15 protein-coding genes are annotated in these 17,383 nt (G+C 73.6%); 7 read left to right on the top strand and 8 right to left on the bottom strand.

The window, feature by feature from the left end; genetic code table 11:
- Positions 1-2 precede the first annotated feature (2 nt).
- Complete coding sequence (locus ACGFYH_RS21440) at positions 3-2,441, top strand: right-handed parallel beta-helix repeat-containing protein (RefSeq protein WP_393804735.1); 2,439 nt, start codon at positions 3-5, stop codon at positions 2,439-2,441.
- A gap of 63 nt (positions 2,442-2,504) precedes the next feature.
- Here the strand turns inward: ACGFYH_RS21440 and ACGFYH_RS21435 are convergent, their stop codons facing one another.
- Positions 2,505-4,889: a hypothetical protein gene (locus ACGFYH_RS21435; RefSeq protein WP_393804734.1), complete on the bottom strand. Its 2,385-nt coding sequence runs from the start codon at positions 4,887-4,889 to the stop codon at positions 2,505-2,507.
- Positions 4,890-5,185: 296 nt separating this feature from the next.
- Between ACGFYH_RS21435 and ACGFYH_RS21430 the strand changes: the two genes are divergently transcribed.
- Together ACGFYH_RS21430 and ACGFYH_RS21425 are read left to right on the top strand one after the other, a co-directional pair.
- The gene (locus ACGFYH_RS21430) at positions 5,186-6,010 is read left to right on the top strand and encodes a DeoR/GlpR family DNA-binding transcription regulator (protein ID WP_393804733.1); all 825 of its coding nucleotides are present in this window, start codon (positions 5,186-5,188) and stop codon (positions 6,008-6,010) included.
- Between the two features lie 119 nt (positions 6,011-6,129).
- Positions 6,130-6,603 (top strand): SRPBCC family protein, encoded by a 474-nt coding sequence (locus ACGFYH_RS21425; protein ID WP_393804732.1) that lies wholly within the window; start codon positions 6,130-6,132, stop codon positions 6,601-6,603.
- Between the two features lie 14 nt (positions 6,604-6,617).
- Here ACGFYH_RS21425 and ACGFYH_RS21420 read toward each other — a convergent pair whose 3' ends face one another.
- A complete protein-coding gene (locus ACGFYH_RS21420) occupies positions 6,618-7,742 on the bottom strand; it encodes a PLP-dependent cysteine synthase family protein (protein WP_393804731.1) in 1,125 nt (374 codons plus the stop codon).
- 347 nt (positions 7,743-8,089) lie between these two features.
- Between ACGFYH_RS21420 and ACGFYH_RS21415 the strand changes: the two genes are divergently transcribed.
- Together ACGFYH_RS21415 and ACGFYH_RS21410 are read left to right on the top strand one after the other, a co-directional pair.
- Positions 8,090-8,413: a hypothetical protein gene (locus tag ACGFYH_RS21415; RefSeq protein ID WP_393804730.1), complete on the top strand. Its 324-nt coding sequence runs from the start codon at positions 8,090-8,092 to the stop codon at positions 8,411-8,413.
- Positions 8,414-8,598: 185 nt separating this feature from the next.
- On the top strand, positions 8,599-9,147 hold the full coding sequence (locus ACGFYH_RS21410) for an ATP-binding protein (RefSeq protein ID WP_393804729.1): 549 nt from the start codon (positions 8,599-8,601) through the stop codon (positions 9,145-9,147).
- Positions 9,148-9,239: 92 nt separating this feature from the next.
- Here ACGFYH_RS21410 and ACGFYH_RS21405 read toward each other — a convergent pair whose 3' ends face one another.
- Entirely contained in the window at positions 9,240-9,524 is a 285-nt protein-coding gene (locus ACGFYH_RS21405) for an SHOCT domain-containing protein (protein WP_393804728.1), read from the bottom strand.
- A gap of 323 nt (positions 9,525-9,847) precedes the next feature.
- Entirely contained in the window at positions 9,848-11,086 is a 1,239-nt protein-coding gene (locus ACGFYH_RS21400) for an ROK family protein (protein WP_393804727.1), read from the bottom strand.
- A gap of 210 nt (positions 11,087-11,296) precedes the next feature.
- Between ACGFYH_RS21400 and ACGFYH_RS21395 the strand changes: the two genes are divergently transcribed.
- On the top strand, positions 11,297-12,427 hold the full coding sequence (locus ACGFYH_RS21395; protein ID WP_393804767.1) for a methyltransferase: 1,131 nt from the start codon (positions 11,297-11,299) through the stop codon (positions 12,425-12,427).
- Here ACGFYH_RS21395 and ACGFYH_RS21390 read toward each other — a convergent pair.
- Positions 12,420-13,289 carry a ketose-bisphosphate aldolase gene (locus ACGFYH_RS21390; RefSeq protein WP_393804726.1) on the bottom strand — a complete coding sequence of 290 codons (870 nt, stop codon included), beginning with the start codon at positions 13,287-13,289 and terminating at the stop codon, positions 12,420-12,422. The genes ACGFYH_RS21395 and ACGFYH_RS21390 overlap by 8 nt on opposite strands.
- Positions 13,290-13,320: 31 nt before the next feature.
- Positions 13,321-14,202 carry an SIS domain-containing protein gene (locus ACGFYH_RS21385; RefSeq protein ID WP_393804725.1) on the bottom strand — a complete coding sequence of 294 codons (882 nt, stop codon included), beginning with the start codon at positions 14,200-14,202 and terminating at the stop codon, positions 13,321-13,323.
- Positions 14,203-14,368: 166 nt separating this feature from the next.
- On the opposite strand from ACGFYH_RS21385, the gene ACGFYH_RS21380 reads away from it, so the two are divergent.
- Positions 14,369-15,148 carry a DeoR/GlpR family DNA-binding transcription regulator gene (locus ACGFYH_RS21380; protein WP_393804724.1) on the top strand — a complete coding sequence of 260 codons (780 nt, stop codon included), beginning with the start codon at positions 14,369-14,371 and terminating at the stop codon, positions 15,146-15,148.
- Positions 15,149-15,471: 323 nt separating this feature from the next.
- On the opposite strand, the gene ACGFYH_RS21375 is transcribed toward ACGFYH_RS21380, so the two are convergent.
- Positions 15,472-15,924 (bottom strand): phospholipase, encoded by a 453-nt coding sequence (locus ACGFYH_RS21375; protein WP_393804723.1) that lies wholly within the window; start codon positions 15,922-15,924, stop codon positions 15,472-15,474.
- 169 nt (positions 15,925-16,093) lie between these two features.
- Positions 16,094-17,215, bottom strand: coding sequence for a Gfo/Idh/MocA family protein (locus ACGFYH_RS21370; RefSeq protein ID WP_393804722.1), 1,122 nt, complete (start codon positions 17,213-17,215; stop codon positions 16,094-16,096).
- Positions 17,216-17,383: the final 168 nt, after the last annotated feature.

Here is a 17,383-nt window from a genome sequence, read left to right as displayed (position 1 = left end):
CCATGGCACAGGGCACGGTCCAGGTGACGCACACCGGCACCTCGCGGTGGCGGCGCCGCACAGGTGAGTACGCATCGCTCGCCGCCGCCCTGGAGGCCGCGGCCGACGGTGACGTCCTCACCGTCGCCCCCGGGACCTATCGGGAGAACCTCGTCGTCCAGCGGGCGGTGACCCTGCGCGGCCCCGAGGGCGCCCAGGGTTCGGTCCGGATCGCACCCGTCGACGGTGTCCCGCTGACCGTGCGCGCCGCGGCGGTGATCCAGGACCTGCACGTCGAGGGCCAGGACGCGGCGGCGCCCGCGGTGCTGGTCGAGGACGGTACGCCTGAGCTGCTGGGTCTGAGGGTCGTCGCGCGATCCGCCTCCGGGATAGAGGTGCGCGGCAGCGCGCGGCCCACGGTGCGGCGCTGCACCGTCGACAATCCGGCCGGTGTCGGCATCGCCGTCGTGGACGGCGGGGGCGGTGTGTTCGAGGAGTGCGAGGTCGTCTCGGCCGGCCAGGCGGGCGTCGCGGTGCGCTCCGGCGCCCATCCCCGGCTGGACCGCTGCCGGGTGCACCACGCGGCGGGTTCCGGACTGACGGCGACGGGCGAGGGCTCGGCACTGGAGGCCGTGGGCTGCGAGGTGTACGAGGTCCGGGGCAGCGGCGTGCAGGTGACCGGCCGGGCCACGGCCCACCTGACCGACTGCGACGTGCACCGCACCACCGGCAACGGCGTCACCTTGGACACGGACGCGGTACTCACCCTCGCCGACTGCCGTATCCACGACATCCCGGAGAACGCGATCGACCTGCGCTCCCGTTCCGTCCTCACCCTGACGCGCACCAGCGTGCGGCAGTTCGGGCGCAACGGCCTGTCGGTGTGGGACCCGGGCACGCGGGTGGACGCCAACCAGTGCGAGATCTTCGACAGCACGGGCGACTACCCGGCTGTCTGGGTCAGCGACGGCGCCACCGCGGTGCTCGACTCCTGCCGGGTGCACGACGTGCCGGACGCGCTGTTCGTCCTGGACCGCGGTTCGCGCGTGGACGTCGTCGACAGCGACCTGTCCCAGGTGCGCAACACCGCCGTGTCGGTGAGCGACGGCGCCACCGCGCAGCTCGACGACTGCCGCATCCGTGACGCCGCCACCGGCGCCTGGTTCCGCGACCACGGCAGCGGCGGCACACTGAACAACTGCACCCTGGCCGGCAACCGCACCGGTGTGATCGTCACCAAGGGCGCCGACCCCACCATCGAGCGCTGCACGGTCGACTCGCCCTCCGAGGCGGGCGTCTACGTGTCGGCCGGAGGCCGCGGCAGCCTTCTGAACTGCCGCGTGACCGGCAGCGCCGGCTACGGCTTCCACGTGATCGACGGCTGTCGTACGACGCTGAAGAAGTGCCGCACGGAGCGGTGCGCGCGCGGCGGCTACGAGTTCGCGGACGGCGGGCCAGACACGTCGTACGACTCCGGCCCGCTCGTCGAGGACTGCACCGGCGACGAGAGCACCGGCCTGACGGCGCCCGCCGCGCCGGAGCCGGTCGTGCAGACGGTGGCGCAGTCCCCCGGCCTGCTGGGCTCGATCCCCGGGCAGCGCACCACCGAGCAGGAGCCCCTGGTCGCGGGCACCGCGCCGCGGGAGCCGGCCCGGACCTCGAAGGCCGTACTGGGTGAACTGGACGCTCTGGTCGGCCTCGACAGCGTCAAGCGCGAGGTGCGGGCCCTGACCGACATGATCGAGGTGGGCCGGCGTCGGCAGCGGGCGGGGCTGAAGGCCGCGTCGGTCAAGCGGCACCTGGTCTTCACCGGCTCCCCCGGCACCGGGAAGACGACGGTCGCCCGGCTGTACGGCGAGATCCTCGCCTCCCTCGGAGTACTGGACAAGGGACATCTGGTCGAGGTGTCCCGGGTCGACCTGGTGGGCGAGCACATCGGCTCCACGGCCATCCGCACCCAGGAGGCGTTCCAACGGGCGCACGGCGGTGTGCTGTTCATCGACGAGGCGTACGCCCTGTCCCCCGAGGACGCGGGGCGGGACTTCGGCAAGGAGGCCATCGACACGCTGGTCAAGCTGATGGAGGACCAGCGGGAGGCAGTCGTCGTGATCGTCGCGGGGTACACGGCGGAGATGGAGCGTTTCCTGTCCGTCAACCCGGGTGTGGCGTCCCGCTTCTCACGGACCATCACCTTCGGCGACTACGGCCCCGGGGAGCTGCTGCGGATCGTGGAGCAGCAGGCCGACGAGCACGAGTACCGGCTGGCGCCGGGTACGGCCGAGGCGCTGACGACGTACTTCACGGCCATCCCCAAGGGCCCGGCCTTCGGAAACGGCCGCACCGCCCGCCAGACCTTCGAGGCGATGGTGGAGCGCCACGCGAGCCGGGTCGCCCAGCTGTCGGACGCCAGCACGGACGACCTGACCCTGCTGTACCCGGAGGACCTGCCGGAGCTGCCGTAGCGGTACCGGCGCGCCGGCCGGGCCTGGCGCATGCCCCACGGCGCCTGCCCGGCGGCCCAGGACCTAGCAGCCCCCGTCCGCGTCGTCCGCCGCCGGGACGGACGACGCCGCGCCCCCGGTGTGGCGCGGTGCCGGTACCTCGGGGCGCAGCCGGGCCAGCAGCCGTGCGCGCTCCTCGGCGAAGGCGGGGTCGGCCCGGTAGTCGGAGTGGCCGAGGATCGGCGCGGGCAGCGGGTGCAGTGCCGTGCGGCCGTACGTCAGCGGGTCCTTGAGGGGTGCGCGGTCCACCGCGGGACCCGAGCCGCCCGGCAGCCGCACCGGGCCGCCGATGGGGTCGGTGGGCCGGTACAGGTTGCGCCAGCAGTCGACCTCCGCGTGCAGCGAGGCGAGCGCGGCCGGCCCGAAGTGGGCCGGGAACCAGCGGCCGTACAGCCGCTCCAGCGGGGAGCCGTAGGTGAGCAGTGCGACCCGTCTGCGGACGGACGGTTCCAGTTGCCAGGACGCCGCGGCGGCCAGGACGCTGCCCTGCGAGTGCCCGGAGATGACCAGTCGCCCGCCGGTGGCACGGGTCCAGGTCGCCATCCGCCAGGTCAGGTCGGGAACGGCCCGCTCGGCGTAGCAGGGCGGTGCGAAGGGGTGGGCGGCGCGCGGCCAGAAGGTGCCGACGTCCCACAGGATGCCGATGGTGCGCCGCGCGGAGGCGTCCTTGTAGGCGCGCCTGCCCCAGGTGACGAACAGTATGAAGCCGAGGCCGGTCAGCCAGGAGCCGAGCGCCTGCGCGGTCTGTGCGGCGCCCTGCACGGCGGCGTACGTCCCGCGCGCGGCCTCGCCGGGCACCTGGTCGGTCGCCAGGGCACCCACCAGGGCTCCCGCGCCGAGGAGCAGGGTGGCGGCGGAGGTGACGGCGACGAGGAGGGGCGCCCGGTCGGTGAGGGTGGCCAGGGCGCGGGTGATCGCGATGCGCCGGGTACGGCCGTGGTCCCCGGTCTCCCCCGGGTGGTCGCGTTCCACGGCGTCTCGTTCCGCCCGGGCGAGGCGCAGGGTGTGCCGGGCGAGCGCGGCGCACATCAGCAGGACGACGACGAGCAGCGGCGGGATGACGGACGCCTGCCAGGTCAGCAGGACGGGCGGGCCGTCGAGGAAGGAGCCGGTGCCGTCCATCCAGTCGGAGACGCGCTGGGCGACGCCGCCGGACATCACACCGCCCAGCGCGCAGGCCAGCATGGCGACGGCGGGGCCGCCCAGCCCCCGCATCGCGGCCCGGGTGTCGGGACGGCTGCGATGGAGCCGGTGGGCGACCACGGCGAGGGCGACGACCAGCAGCCCCTGCGCCAGGGCGATGCCGCCGAAGGTCAGGTCCCCGGCCAGCCGCCCGCCCGACGTCCATTCCGGGCGGGCCCAGCCGCCGTACAGGAGGGACAGGACGAACAGGAGGAGGGCGGCGAGCGGGAGGCGTCGTACGAGGTGTGCGTCGAGTTCCCGGTCGATGCGGTTCTCGCTGCGGCCCCGGCGGCACACCACCGCGACCATGGCGACCGCCCCGGCGACCAGCGCTCCCTCCAGGGCGCATCCCAGCGTGTCGAGCAGCGCGGGCCCGCCCGCCCGGCGGTCGAAGCGGGCCGCCGGTGTGCCGACCGCGGCGGCGATGGTCAGGAGGCCGGCGGCGGTGTGCGCGGCGCGCAGCCGGGCCACCAGGCGGCGCCCGTACCAGAAGCCGGGGCGGCCGAGCGCGGTGCGGCCGGGTTCGTCCTCGTGCTCGCTCTCGCGGTCCATCGGCTGCTGGGACTCGTAGGCCCGCCAGGTGCGCAGCGACAGGTACCACAGCAGTCCGGTCAGCACGGCGGGCACCGCGGCCGCGAGGGCGAGTCTGCGGCCGGGCGGGCTCCACCAGCCGCCGTCCGACATCTCCGGCGACAGGAAGCCCAGCCAGGTGTGCCGCTCGGCGCACGCGCGCGTACCCGCGCACTGCCAGGCCACGAGGTCGAGCGCGACCTCGCAGGCGGCGGCGACCAGCAGCACCGTCAGGGTGAGTCCCGCGAGCCGCAGCAGCAGCCCGTAAAGACGGACCGTGCGGATCCGGCCGTGTGCGGCGGGCCGCATCCAGTGGGCGAGGTTGACCACCATGAAGGGCAGGAGCAGCAGCCACAGGGCGCGGGTGCCGTTGCCCGAGGTGAGGTTGCACCAGACGTAGGCCTCGGGCACCGGGCGGCCCCGGTAGTCCTCGGGCCGGGACTCGGCGTCGGCGTCCTCGGCGCGCCGGAAGACGGCCGCGATGTGGTCGCCGGTGATCCGCACGGTCCGCGGGTCGTCGAGCATGTCGGCGGGTGTCGTACCGCCCACGCCGTGCACCAGGAGCTCAAGTGCGGTGCCGTTTCCCGCGTCCGTCCCGACACGCCGACCGGTGACGTCGTCCCCGCCCGCTCCGGCCCCTTCCTGCGCCTGTTCCACTGTCCGCACTCCCCCGTGACGCGCCGTCGGCTCTGTCCGTGCGGGCACAAGGATCCTCACTCCGCGAGCGGCGTACACCCCTTGGCACGCAATCTCCCCGATCCGTGTGAGCGGTGGCGCCGGGAGGGGGCGGGGGACGGTACGGGAGTGGCGTGTGCGCGGCGGACGGGCGGTGGCGCGGCCCGTAATGTGGCGTGCGAGGATGGGACGTCCGCGCACGGATGCGGGGAGAAGTCCTCATCGGAGCGAGTGCGTCGGCGGGTCGGACGGTTTGCGGCGAAAGGACCGAAGCGTACGTGAGTGAGAATCCGAACCTCCTCGCGGAGCAGCGCCGCGCCCTGATCCTCGACGAGGTGCGCCGCCGGGGCGGGGTCCGGGTCAACGAGCTGACCCGCAAGCTCGGCGTGTCGGACATGACGGTCCGCCGCGACCTGGACGCGCTGTCCCGGCAGGGCGTGCTGGAGAAGGTGCACGGCGGCGCGGTCCCGGTGGCCGAGGCGAGCACCCACGAGCCCGGGTTCGAGGCCAAGTCCGGTCTGGAGCCGACCGCCAAGGAGGACATCGCGCGGGCCGCCGCGGAACTGGTCGTGCCGGGGGCCGCGATCGCCCTGTCGGGCGGTACGACGACGTACGCGCTGGCGCACCGGCTGGTGGACGTGCCGGATCTCACAGTGGTCACCAACTCGGTGCGGGTGGCCGACGTGTTCCACGTGGCGCAGCGCGCGTCGGGGGCGCGGCAGGGCGCGGCGACGGTGGTGCTCACCGGTGGTGTGCGCACACCCTCCGACTCCCTGGTGGGGCCGGTCGCCGACCAGGCGATCGCGACGCTCCACTTCGACGCGCTGTTCCTCGGCGTGCACGGGATATCGGCCGAGGCCGGCCTGTCCACACCCAACCTCGCGGAGGCCGAGACGAACAGGCGGCTGGTGCAGTCGGCGCGGCGGGTCGTGGTGGTCGCGGACCACACCAAGTGGGGTGTGGTGGGCCTGAGTTCGTTCGCGGCGCTGGAGCAGGTCGACACGCTGGTGACCGACGCCGGTCTGCCGGCGGACGCCCGCGCGGAGGTCGCCGAGCACCTCGCACTGGTGGTGGCGGGCGAGCCGGAGGCAGCGGCCGACTGACCCTCGCGTGCGCGGGCGTGCGCCCCCCGGCCCCGCTGACACCCGGCGCGCCCCCGGCTATCGTGGCGCCACCCGGCCGATCGTCCGCACGCGCGGCTTCGTACAAGGGGGTTGTGTCCATGGCTCGCCGTCTGCGCCCGGTGGGTCTCGACTTCGTCGGGACGGCGCCGGTACGTCTGCTCTTCGCAGGGGAGGTCTCCGCCGCTCCGGACGCGGTCTTCCGCGCCCTGGCCGAGGACGTGCCCGGCTGGACCGCGTGGTTCTCGGCGGTGACGTTCGCCCGGCCCATCGGTGAGGGCGCGGGGCGCGAGATCCGGCTCAAGGGCGGCACACGCTTCGTGGAGACGGTGCTGGCGGCCGAGCGGCCGGAGGTGTACGCCTATCGCGTCGACGTCACCAACGCGCCGGGCGCCCGCGCCATGCTCGAGGAGTGGCGGCTGGCGCCGGCCGGTACGGGTACGCGGGTGCGATGGACGTTGGCGGCGGACGGCACGGCGCCGTTCCGTTTCGTGCTCGGCCGGGCGCGTCCTGGGCTGGCGCGGGCCTTTCGGGACGCGGTCACGTCGCTGGACCGGCGGTTGACGCGGCCGTAGTCCCGCGGCCGGTGTCAGTCGGGCCAGGTGCCCGTGCGCAGCAGGGAGTCGATCGCCGCCGTGTACGGCTCGATGTCGAGGCCCTGTTCGACGAGCCAGGAGTCCGAGTAGTACTTGTCGAGGTACCGGTCCCCCGGATCGCACAGCATCGCCACGACGCTGCCCCGCGCTCCCGTCGCCACCATCTCGGCGACGATCTTCAGCGCGCTCCACAGCCCGGTGCCCGTGGAGCCGCCCGCCTTGCGGCCGATGACCCGTTCCAGGGAGCGTACGGCCGCGACGCTCGCCGCGTCCGGCACCTTCATCATGCGGTCGATCGCGCCGGGCACGAAGCTCGGTTCCATCCGGGGCCGGCCGATGCCCTCGATCCGGGAGCCCCGGTCGCAGGCCACGCCGGGTTCGCCGGTGGTCCAGCCCTCGAAGAAGCAGGAGTTCTCGGGGTCGGCGACACAGACGCGGGTGTCGTACTGCATGTAATGGACGTAGCGGGCGAGGGTCGCCGAGGTCCCTCCGGTGCCGGCCGTGGCCACGATCCAGGACGGCTCGGGATACCGCTCCCGCCGCAACTGGCGGAAGATCGACTCGGCGATGTTGTTGTTGCCGCGCCAGTCGGTGGCGCGTTCGGCGTAGGTGAACTGGTCCATGTAGTGGCCGCCGGTCTCCGCCGCGAGGCGGGCGGACTCCTCGTACATCCGCCGGGAGTCGTCCACGAAGTGGCACCGTCCGCCGTGGAACTCGATCAGACGGATCTTCTCGGTGCTGGTCGTGCGGGGCATGACGGCGACGAAGGGCACGCCGATCAGCTTCGCGAAGTAGGCCTCGGAGACGGCCGTCGAGCCGCTGGACGCCTCGATCACCGGGCGGTCCGGCCGGATCCAGCCGTTGCACAGGCCGTAGAGGAACAGGGAGCGCGCGAGGCGGTGCTTGAGGCTGCCGGTCGGGTGGGTCGACTCGTCCTTCAGGTACAGGTCGATGCCCCAGTGTTCCGGGAGCGGGAACAGCAGCAGGTGGGTGTCGGCCGAGCGGTTGGCGTCGGCCTGGACCTTGCGGACGGCCTCTTTCAGCCATGCGCGGTAGGCGGCGTCGCTGTGGTCGACGTCCAGGGTGGCGCCGGTTCGGGTCTGCCGGGCAGTGCTCACTCGGGGGGCTCCTTAGGCTGCGCGCCGACGGCGTGCAGCGCGGCCGACACTCCGATCATAAACACCTTCCGCACGCTTCTCACCTGCATAAACACACCTTTGAGTGCCCCAAAGGCGTCCCTGGGGCACGGCGGTCGGCACGGTGAGGGGGCGCATTCGCGCGAGTGCTCCGGCCGCCTCCGGAAAGGGGCGGTGCGTACTGGTGCTCCGCGCGCGGTGGGGGCAGACTGCCAGCGGCGGGACTGGGTCCCGTCGCGGGCGCACACTGGAGCACGACACGAGCCGGTACCGGGAGCATCACGGTCGGTGCACGGTCCGGCAACCGACGGGCACGAGGGGGTGACGGCATGGCGGAGCCGGAGTTCAGGGCCACGGGGGTGCGGATCGGCAAACGGCTGCGTTCGCTCACCCGGGCCGGAACGGTCCGGATCAGCGGTGGCAGGGTGGAGTTGCTCACCAGCTACGGCAGTGAGATAGACAGCGCGCCGGTGCAGGCCGTGCACGCCTCCCGGCCGTGGTTCGCCCCGCAGGACCGGGCGCTGGCCGACCTCGACGGCAAGCGGTATCTGCTGACCCTCGGCGAACGGGATCCCGCACCCGGTGAGCCGGGCCCGCCCGCGGCCCGCCGTTTCATCGAGGCGGTGCGCAGAGCGGCCGGACGCCGCGTCTGAGAGATGTCCGTAAGTTGCGGTGCCTCACCCCTTGCGTCACGCTGGTCACACGTCACTCTGGGTTTACCGGCGATTACGCTGCGAACCAGCCCGCCGGCCACGACAGCGGGCGGCATGTGCCACGTGCGCCCCGCTGGATCCGAACTCCGTGTTCTTCCGGACCTCTATGTCGGGGAGTCGCAGCCGTGATCACTCACCCAAGCAGACACTGCACGGTGGAGCTGCAAGCCCTGCCGTCGCGGATCGGCCAGGTCCGCAGAATCGTATCTGCGCAATTGCGCTACTGGCATATGGATCTCCTGATCGACCGGGCGGCGCTCGGCGTGACGGAGTTGCTGACCAATGTCCACCTGCATGCCCGGCCCGACAAGACGTGCACCGTGGAGATGGAACTCCTCCTGGACCGGCTCACGGTCTCCGTGCGCGACCATGATCCTCGACTGCCCGTCGTGGACGACGCCGAGCCCCTCGCGACCTCAGGGCGGGGGCTCGCCATGGTGGCCGCGATGAGCGAGAGCTGGGGCGCCCGGCCGGACGGCGAGTCGGGCAAGGTCGTCTGGTTCACGCTTCCGGCGGCCCTCACCGCCGCGCCGGTCACCGCGCCGCCCGTCTCGGCGCGCCCGCCGCGCCGGCTGGTCGAGGAAGTGCCGGCCGCCGTGTTCGCCGAGGCCGAGCACGCGATCGACCTGGGCAGGTCCCAACCCGCTCCCGCCCGGTCGGCCGTTGCCGGCTGACCGGGCGGTGACCCCCCGCTGCCGCGGCCACCGCCGTACGCCTTCACGGCGTCCACGGACCGGGGCGGCGGGGGCGAGTCCGTCCGTCGTGGTCACGCCGCACCGTTCTCGCCCGTCCGGCCGAACTGCTCGTCCAGCACGGACAGCCGGCGCCAGTACTCGTCCTCGTCGATCTCGCCGGAGGCGAAGCGGTGGCCGAGCACGGTGATGGGCGAGTTGCCCTCGACCGCGGCCGACCGCCCGGGGCCGCGGCGCCCGCGCCACACCGTGCGGCGCAGCAGGGTGACGCCGCCGCCGATGACCAGGGCCCAGAACACCGGGAAGAGCAGAATCCACGGGCCGGGCCCACCGTCGCCGAACTGTGCCAGGGTCTCCATGTCGTCCAACTCCTCGGTCGCGGTGTCTCTCGTGTCGCTTCCGAGCCTCGCCCCGTGAAGGGGCCCGGGTCGTCGTACGGCCGACGGCAGTGTGCGTACCTCGCGGGGAGTACGTCCAGCCGCGCGTCTGCTCCCTCTCTCCCCGTCTCCGGTCTCCCGTCTCCCGTCTCCCGTTGATCACTCATGCCGAGGTACCGCGACCACCTCGGCGTGCACCGGGACGAGGACGTCGTGCTCGTGGCGGTCACGCCGCGGGCGGCGGCGACCGGCCGGCGCCCTGAGGCCCACCGTTCGACGCTCCGCGGCGCACAGCGTTCGGATGCCTACGCCGGCACGGCCAGCGGGTCGTCCAGGACCGGCTGCCAGGCCAGTTCGGCCGCGCCGACCAGGCTGTTGTGGTCCAGGCCGCAGGGCAGGATCGGAACGCCGCCGCTCTGGCCCCACAGGCTGCGCTCGGCGACGACCGCGCGCAGCCGCTCGGGGTCGGCGTCGAGGAGCGCCCGGTGCAGTCCGCCGAGGATGATGCGGTCCGGGTTGAGGATGTTCACCAGTCCGGCGAGGCCCAGGCCGAGGCGGTCGATGAGGGTCTCGGTGGCGGTGCGGACGGCCGGGTCGGTGTAGTGCTCGCGGATCAGGTCGTACGACTGCTGGAGCAGGGACACCTCGGGCCCAGGCTCGCGGCCGGCCGCCGTGAGGAAGGCCAGCGGGTCGGCCTCCACGTCGAGGCAGCCGCGGCTGCCGCAGTAGCAGGGGCGGCCCTCGGGGTTGACGGCGAGGTGGCCGACCTCCAGGGCGAGGCCCGAACTGCCGGAGTGCAGACGGCCGTCGAGGACCAGCGCACCGCCGACCCCGCGGTGACCGGTCGCCACGCACAGCAGGTCGCGCGCGCCGCGACCGGCGCCGTGGCGGTGCTCGGCGAGGGCCGCGAGGTTGACGTCGTTGGCGGTGAAGGCGGGTCCCTCGATGCCCGCGGCGCGCACCTGCTCCGCGAAGATCCGCCGCACGGGCGCGCCCGCCGGCCAGGCCAGGTGCAGCGGGTTCAGGGCCAGCCCCTCCGGTTCCGCGACGGCGGACGGCACGGCGAGTCCGGCACCGACGCAGCGCCGCCCGGTGTCCCGCAGGAGTTCCGCGCCCGCCTCGATGACGGAGCCCAGCACCTTCGCCGGGTCGGCGTCGACGACCTCGCAGCCGGGCGCGGTGGCGACGATCCGGCCGCCCAGACCGACCAGGGCCGCGCGGAAACCGTCGGCGTGGATCTGGGCGGCGAGGGCGACGGGTCCGTCCTCGGCGACGGAGAGACGGTGCGAGGGGCGGCCCTGCGAACCGGCGGCCGCGCCGGGCCGGGCGTCCACCCGGATCAGTCCGAGCGCCTCCAGTTCGGCGGCGACCGCGCCGGCCGTGGCCCGGGTCACGCCCAGCTCCGCGGTGAGGACGGCCCGGGTGGGTGCGCGTCCGGTGTGCACGAGCTCCAACGCGGGTCCGAGCGCACCACGCCCCCGGTCCAGCCGCGTCCTCGAGGTGGTCCCTTCCCCCGCCGTCCGGGGGTCCGCCTTGCCGCTCATGAGGGCGAGTCTCCCATGATCCGCCCGTTCCGGGGCCGACTGCCACCGACCCGGAGCGTGATGTACAGCCCAGCTCGGCGTCCATGTCCCCCATCCTGCTTCCGCGTCCGTCTCCCCGGTCCTGCCCCCGTCTCCGTCTCCCCGGCCGCGACCGGTGCTGAGCTGCGGCTCGGCTAGCCTGGGCACACGATGAACGACCGAAGCGACCGTATGACGACGCCATGGGGCGAGCACCTGCTGTCCCGCTTCCCCGAGGACCCGCGCGACCGGCTCCGTGCCTGGGACGCCTCCGACGAGTACCTGCTCGGGCACCTCGCGGAGCGGGAGGCCCCGTTGTCCGGCACGGTCGTGGTCGTCGGTGACCGCTGGGGAGCGCTGGTGACGGCGCTGGCGGCGCACCGGCCGGTGCAGATCACCGACTCGCACCTCACGCGGGAGGCGACGCGGGCCAACCTGGGGCGCGACGGCGTCGAGCCGGGCTCGGTACGCCTGCTCACCACGCAGGACCCGCCGCCGGACCGGGTCGACGTACTGCTCGTACGGGTGCCGAAGAGCCTGGCGCTGCTGGAGGACCAACTGCTGCGGCTGGCGCCCGCGCTGCACGAGGGCACGGTCGTGGTCGGCACCGGGATGGTGAAGGAGATCCACACCTCGACGCTCCGGCTGTTCGAGCGGATCGTCGGCCCGACCCGGACCTCACTGGCCGTGCGGAAGGCCCGGCTGATCTTCGCCGAGCCCGACCTCACGCTGAAGCGGCCCGTCAACCCCTGGCCGCTCGGCTACCGGCTCCCCGCCGACGTCGGGCCGCTGTCCGGTCGGCCCGTCGTCAGTCACGCCGGGGTCTTCTGCGCCGACCGGCTCGACATCGGCACCCGCTTCTTCCTCCAGCATCTGCCGGGCGCGGGGCGTTTTCGGCGGGTGGTGGACCTGGGCTGCGGCAACGGTGTGGTCGGTACGGCGGTGGCGCTGGCCGATCCGGACGCCCAAATGCTGTTCACCGACGAGTCCTTCCAGGCAGTGGCCTCGGCCCGGGCGACGTACCGGGAGAACGGCGTCGCGGGGCGCGCGGAGTTCCGGGTCGGCGACGGGCTGGCCGGGGTGCCGGACGGCAGTGTCGACCTGGTGCTCAACAACCCGCCGTTCCACTCCCACCAGGCGACGACCGACGCCACCGCTTGGCGGATGTTCACCGGGGCGCGGCGGGTGCTGCGCCCCGGTGGCGAGCTGTGGGTGGTCGGCAACCGGCACCTGGGCCACCACGTCAAGCTGCGGCGCCTGTTCGGCAGCAGTCACCTGGTGGCGGGCGACCGGAAGTTCGTGGTGCTGAGGGCGGTCAGGTAGTAGCGGGAGCGGCCCCGGCGACCACCTGGATGATCGTGGCCACCGTCCGGGCCATGGCTTCCCTCGCGGCGGTGAGGTAGCCGCGGGAGTCGACCGCTTCGGGGCGGCCGGCCAGGTGTTCCCTGATCGCGCCGGTCATGGCGATGTTGAGCGCGGTGCCGACGTTGACCTTGGCGATGCCGCCCGCGACGGCCGCGGCGAGTTCGCCGTCCGGGACTCCGGAGGAGCCGTGCAGGACGAGGGGCACGTCCAGGGCGCCGGCCAGTCTTTTGAGCAGGTCGTGGTCGAGGGCCGCGGTGCGGGTGGTCATGGCGTGGGAGCTGCCGACGGCGACGGCCAGGGCGTCCACGCCGGAGTCGGCGACGTAGGCACGTGCCTCGGCGGGATCGGTGCGGGCCCCGGGCGCGTGGGCGTCGAGCGGCGGTGCGCCGTTCTTGCCGCCGACCTCCCCCAGCTCGGCCTCGATCCACAGACCCCGGGCGTGCGCCCAGTCGGCCGCGGCACGGGTCGCCGCGAGGTTCTCCGCGTACGGCAGCCGGGCGGCGTCGTACATCACGGAGCTGAACCCGGCATCCTGGGCCCGGCGCAGCAGACCGTCGCTCTGGACGTGGTCGAGGTGAAGGGCGACGGGCACGGCGGCGCCCTCGGCGGCGGCGACGGCCGCCCGGGCGAGCGGCAGCAGGTGACCGTGGCGGTACTTCACGGCGTTCTCGCTGACCTGGAGGACGACGGGCGTGCGCACGGATTCGGCGCCGGCGACGACGGCCTCGATGTGCTCCAGGGTGATGATGTTGAAGGCGGCGACGGCGGAGCGCGCGGCCGCGGCACGGCCGACCAGGTCACCGGTGGTGGCGAGGGGCACGGTTGTTCCTTACCGGGTGTCGGGGCGGGCGTCAGGGGGCGAGGATCACCGAGCGGCTGAGGTGGCGGGGCCGGTCGGGGTCGAGGCCGCGGGAGGCGGCGACAGCGACGGCGAGCCGCTGGGCGCGGACCAGTTCGGCGAGCGGGTCGAGGCCCCCGGGCACCCACAGCGCACCGGTCTCGCGGACCTGTTCGGCCAGTCCCTCGGGGGCCTCGCCGAACATCCAGGTCGCCGTGCCCGCGGTGCTGATGCTGATGGGGCCGTGCCGGTACTCCATCGCCGGGTAGGCCTCGGTCCAGGACAGGGAGGCCTCGCGCATCTTGAGACCGGCCTCGTTGGCCAGTCCGACGGTCCAGCCCCGGCCGAGGAAGGTGAACTGGGTGCGCTCGACGAGTCCTTCGGGCAGCTCGGCCGCGAGGGCGGTGCGGGCGTCGGCGACCACCGTGCCGGTGTGCAGGCCCAGGTGGGCGCGGAGCAGGGTGAGGGCGGTGGTCGCGAACCGCGTCTGCACGACGGACCGTTCGTCGGCGAAGTCGAGGACGACCACGTCGTCGGCGGCGGTCATGACCGGCGTCCCAGGGTCCGCCGTCAGCGCGACGGTGCGCGCGCTGCCCCGCAACGCCGCGAGCAGCTCCAGCACTTCGGTGGTCGTGCCGGAGCGCGTCAGGGCGACGACCCGGTCGTACGCGCGGCCCCGCGGGAATTCGGAGGCCGCGAAGGCGTCCGTCTCACCCAGCCCCGCGTCCTCGCGCAGCGACGCCACCGACTGCGCCATGAAGTACGAGGTGCCGCATCCGACGATCGCCACCCGCTCCCCCGCCGCCGGAAGCGCCGCCGTGTGGCGTGCCGCCTCCGCGGCGGCGCGCGTCCAGCACTCGGGCTGGCTGTTGAGCTCGTCCTCGACATACGTCATGTCGCACACTCCCCGATCGATCGCCCATGGCCCGTCGGGCCCGGTCCGCTCGCTGACTTGTTGATTGTTCCTGCAAGATATAGCTAGCTTTCGAGCACAATCAAGCAGTCCGAGAGAAGAATGCGGTGCGCTAGGGTCGGCGGAAGATCGAGGAACGGAGGCGCGGATGTCGCGCGACGCCCGCTGGAAGGCGCTGCTGGAGCTGCTCGTCGAGCGCGGCCGGCTGGACGTCGATGAGGCGGCGACCGAGCTGGAGGTCTCGGCCGCGACCATCCGGCGCGACTTCGACCGGCTCGCCGAACAGCAGATGCTCGTGCGCACGCGTGGTGGCGCGGTGGTGCACGGGGTGTCGTACGAACTGCCGCTGCGCTACAAGACCGCTCGCCGCGCCTCGGAGAAGCATCGCGTCGCCGAGGCGGTCGCCGCCCTGGTGGCACCCGGCGAGGCGGTGGGACTGACCGGGGGCACGACCACCACCGAGGTGGCGCGCGCGCTGGCCGTGCGCGCCGACCTGACCTCCGGGACCCCCGCGCTGACCGTGGTCACCAACGCGCTCAACATCGCCAACGAGCTGGCCGTCCGGCCGCAGTTCAAGATCGTGGTGACCGGCGGGGTGGCCCGTGCGCAGTCGTACGAGCTGATCGGGCCGCTCGCGGACGGCGTGCTGGGCCAGGTGACCCTCGACGTGGCGGTGCTGGGCGTCGTCGCCTTCGACGTCGCGCACGGTGCCGCGGCCCACGACGAGGCCGAGGCCGCGATCAACCGGCTGCTGTGCGAGCGCGCCGAGCGGGTGGTCGTGGCCGCCGACTCCAGCAAGCTGGGGCGGCGGGCGTTCGCCCGGATCTGCGCGACCGAGTCGGTGGACACGCTGGTCACGGACGGCGCCGCCGACCCGGAGCTGGTGCGGCAGTTCGAGGAGGCGGGGGTCCGGGTCGTCACGGCCTGAGAGCTGCGCCGACCCTACGTGGCCGTCAGCGTCCGTGGCCGTGGCCGTGTCCGTGTCCGTGGCCGTGTCCGTCACTGTCACTGTCACTGTCACTGTCAGTACCCGTGTCCGCCCGTGTCCGCCCGTGTGCTCCGTCGCGGCGGTCGGGGCGGGCTCCCGCGCACCCGGCGCCGCTCCGGCCCGCACGCGAACGCCGCGGTGTGAACCCCGTCCAGTGTCGGAAGTCCAGACGGAGGCGGTAATCGCCGGAACGACCGCCGCGCCGGCGGCAGCGGCGGCGGCAGCGGCGGCCGCACCGGTGCCCGGCCGTGAACCGGGGGCCGTCAGCCGAAGGCCTTCACGGCCTGGTAGTACGTCCAGGCCGTGCTGTCGCACGCGGTCCCGGTGGCACCGCCGTAGCGGGCGCAGACCCGCTTGAGGTCCTCGTAGAAGGCGCTGTCGACCCGGGACTTGTTGGCGCTGAAGGTGCCCGCGTCCTTGTAGTTGCGGTAGCCGAAGTCGTGCCGTGCGCAGGAGGTGCTGAAGGGGAAGCCGAACGGGTTGTCCGGCGAGGAGGAGCAGTAGTCGGTGGTCCAGTCGAACCCGTAGGCACTCCACGCGGACCGGTTGGCCCGCGCGGTGGTCCAGGCGCTGTAGCTGGACGCGCTGGTCTGCGTCCAGCTCGCGAGTACCCGGGCCTTGTCGGCGGGAGCGGCCTCGGCGGTCGCGGCGGTGGCGACGACTGTGGTCGCGGCCAGGGCCGCGGCGGTGAGTCCGGTGGCGGGTCTGCGGTGCATCCCACACCTCCATGAGGCTGCGACCCGCCCCTCGGGCCGCAGGTTCATGTCAAGATGATGCGCATCTCAACCACCTGTTCACACCTCTGTCGCGCCAACCGGCGGTGAGCACGGCATTTTTGGTCCGGCGTCAGGAGGCGTGTCCACCCGGTACGGCCGGGTCCTCCCCTCAGGCGCTTCGCGCGCTCCCGGGGGCCCAGTCGGGGTGGTCGCCGTGCATGGCGGGATAGAAGGGGTCGCCGGGCGCGATCTCGCCCGCGAGCACCGGCCGTCCGGTGAACGCCGCCTTGTACAGGGCGGCGGCGAACTCCAGCGTGTCGCGGGCCTCGGGGCCGCTGCCGGGCGGGCGGGTTCCGGCGTCCCAGGCGTCGAGCACGGCGCCCAGCTGCGCCGTGTGGGAGCTGGGCACGTCGGTTCGCGGGGTGCGCCAGGCGGCGGCGCGTCCGGGTTCGACGTGCCGGGCCGGGGTGTAGGTCCAGTCGTCGTTGCGGTGCCCGTACAGGTGGGTCAACTCGACTGTCGCGTCGGCGCAGTCGACGCGAACGCGGCTCACCTCGTCCGGGGAGAGCACGCTGTTGACGACGGTGGCGAGGGCGCCGTTCCCGAAGCGCACCAGGGCGGTGGAGACGTCCTCGCTCTCGGTGTCGTGGACCAGCCGCGAGGCCATGGCCCGGATCTCCGCCCAGGGGCCGAGCAGATGGAGCAGCAGATCGTACTGGTGGATGCCGTGGCCCATGGTCGGGCCGCCACCCTCGGTGGACCAGCGTCCGCGCCAGGGCACCGCGTAGTAGGCGGCGTCGCGGTGCCAGGTCGTCTGGCAGTGCGCGACCAGCGGGGCACCCAGCTCGCCGCGCGCGATCAGTTCGCGGGCGTGCGCGGCGCCGGAGCCGTGCCGGTGCTGGAAGATCACGGACGCGTACGCCCCGGACGCCTCCTCGGCCGCCGCGATGTCGTCGTACTCGGCGAGGGACAGGCACAGCGGCTTCTCGCACAGCACCCAGGCCCCCGCCTCGAGCGCGGCCACCGTCTGTTCCCGGTGCAGGGACGGCGGCGTGCCGACCAGGACGAGGTCGGGGCGTACGGCGTCCAGCATGGCGGCCATCGACGCGTACCCGGCGACGTCACCCGGTGCCTGCGCGCAGAAGGCGTCGAGCCGCGCCCGGTCCACGTCGACGGCGGCGACCAGTTCGGCGCGGTCGGCGTGGGCGCCGAGAGCGGGCAGGTGGCCGCCGGTGACGATGGCACCGGTACCGACCACGGCGACCCGGCGGCGGGCGGGGAGTGGGGCCATGCGGTCCTCCTCGGACATCGGCGCGACAGGCGCAAGTCTCTTAGAAAGCGCTTTCACGCAGGGCCGACAATAGGCCGGGAACAATCGCCCGGACAACCCCCCACCATTTGCGGGCCGGGCCTGCGGCTGGTCGACTGTCGCGGGGGGAACCGAGGCCGGCGCCATCGT

Source organism: Streptomyces sp. NPDC048392, from assembly GCF_043200575.1.
Classification (GTDB): Bacteria; Actinomycetota; Actinomycetes; order Streptomycetales; family Streptomycetaceae; genus Streptomyces.
The sequence above is the reverse complement of the archived record's forward strand: the minus strand, read 5'-3'. Positions and strand labels throughout refer to the sequence as shown.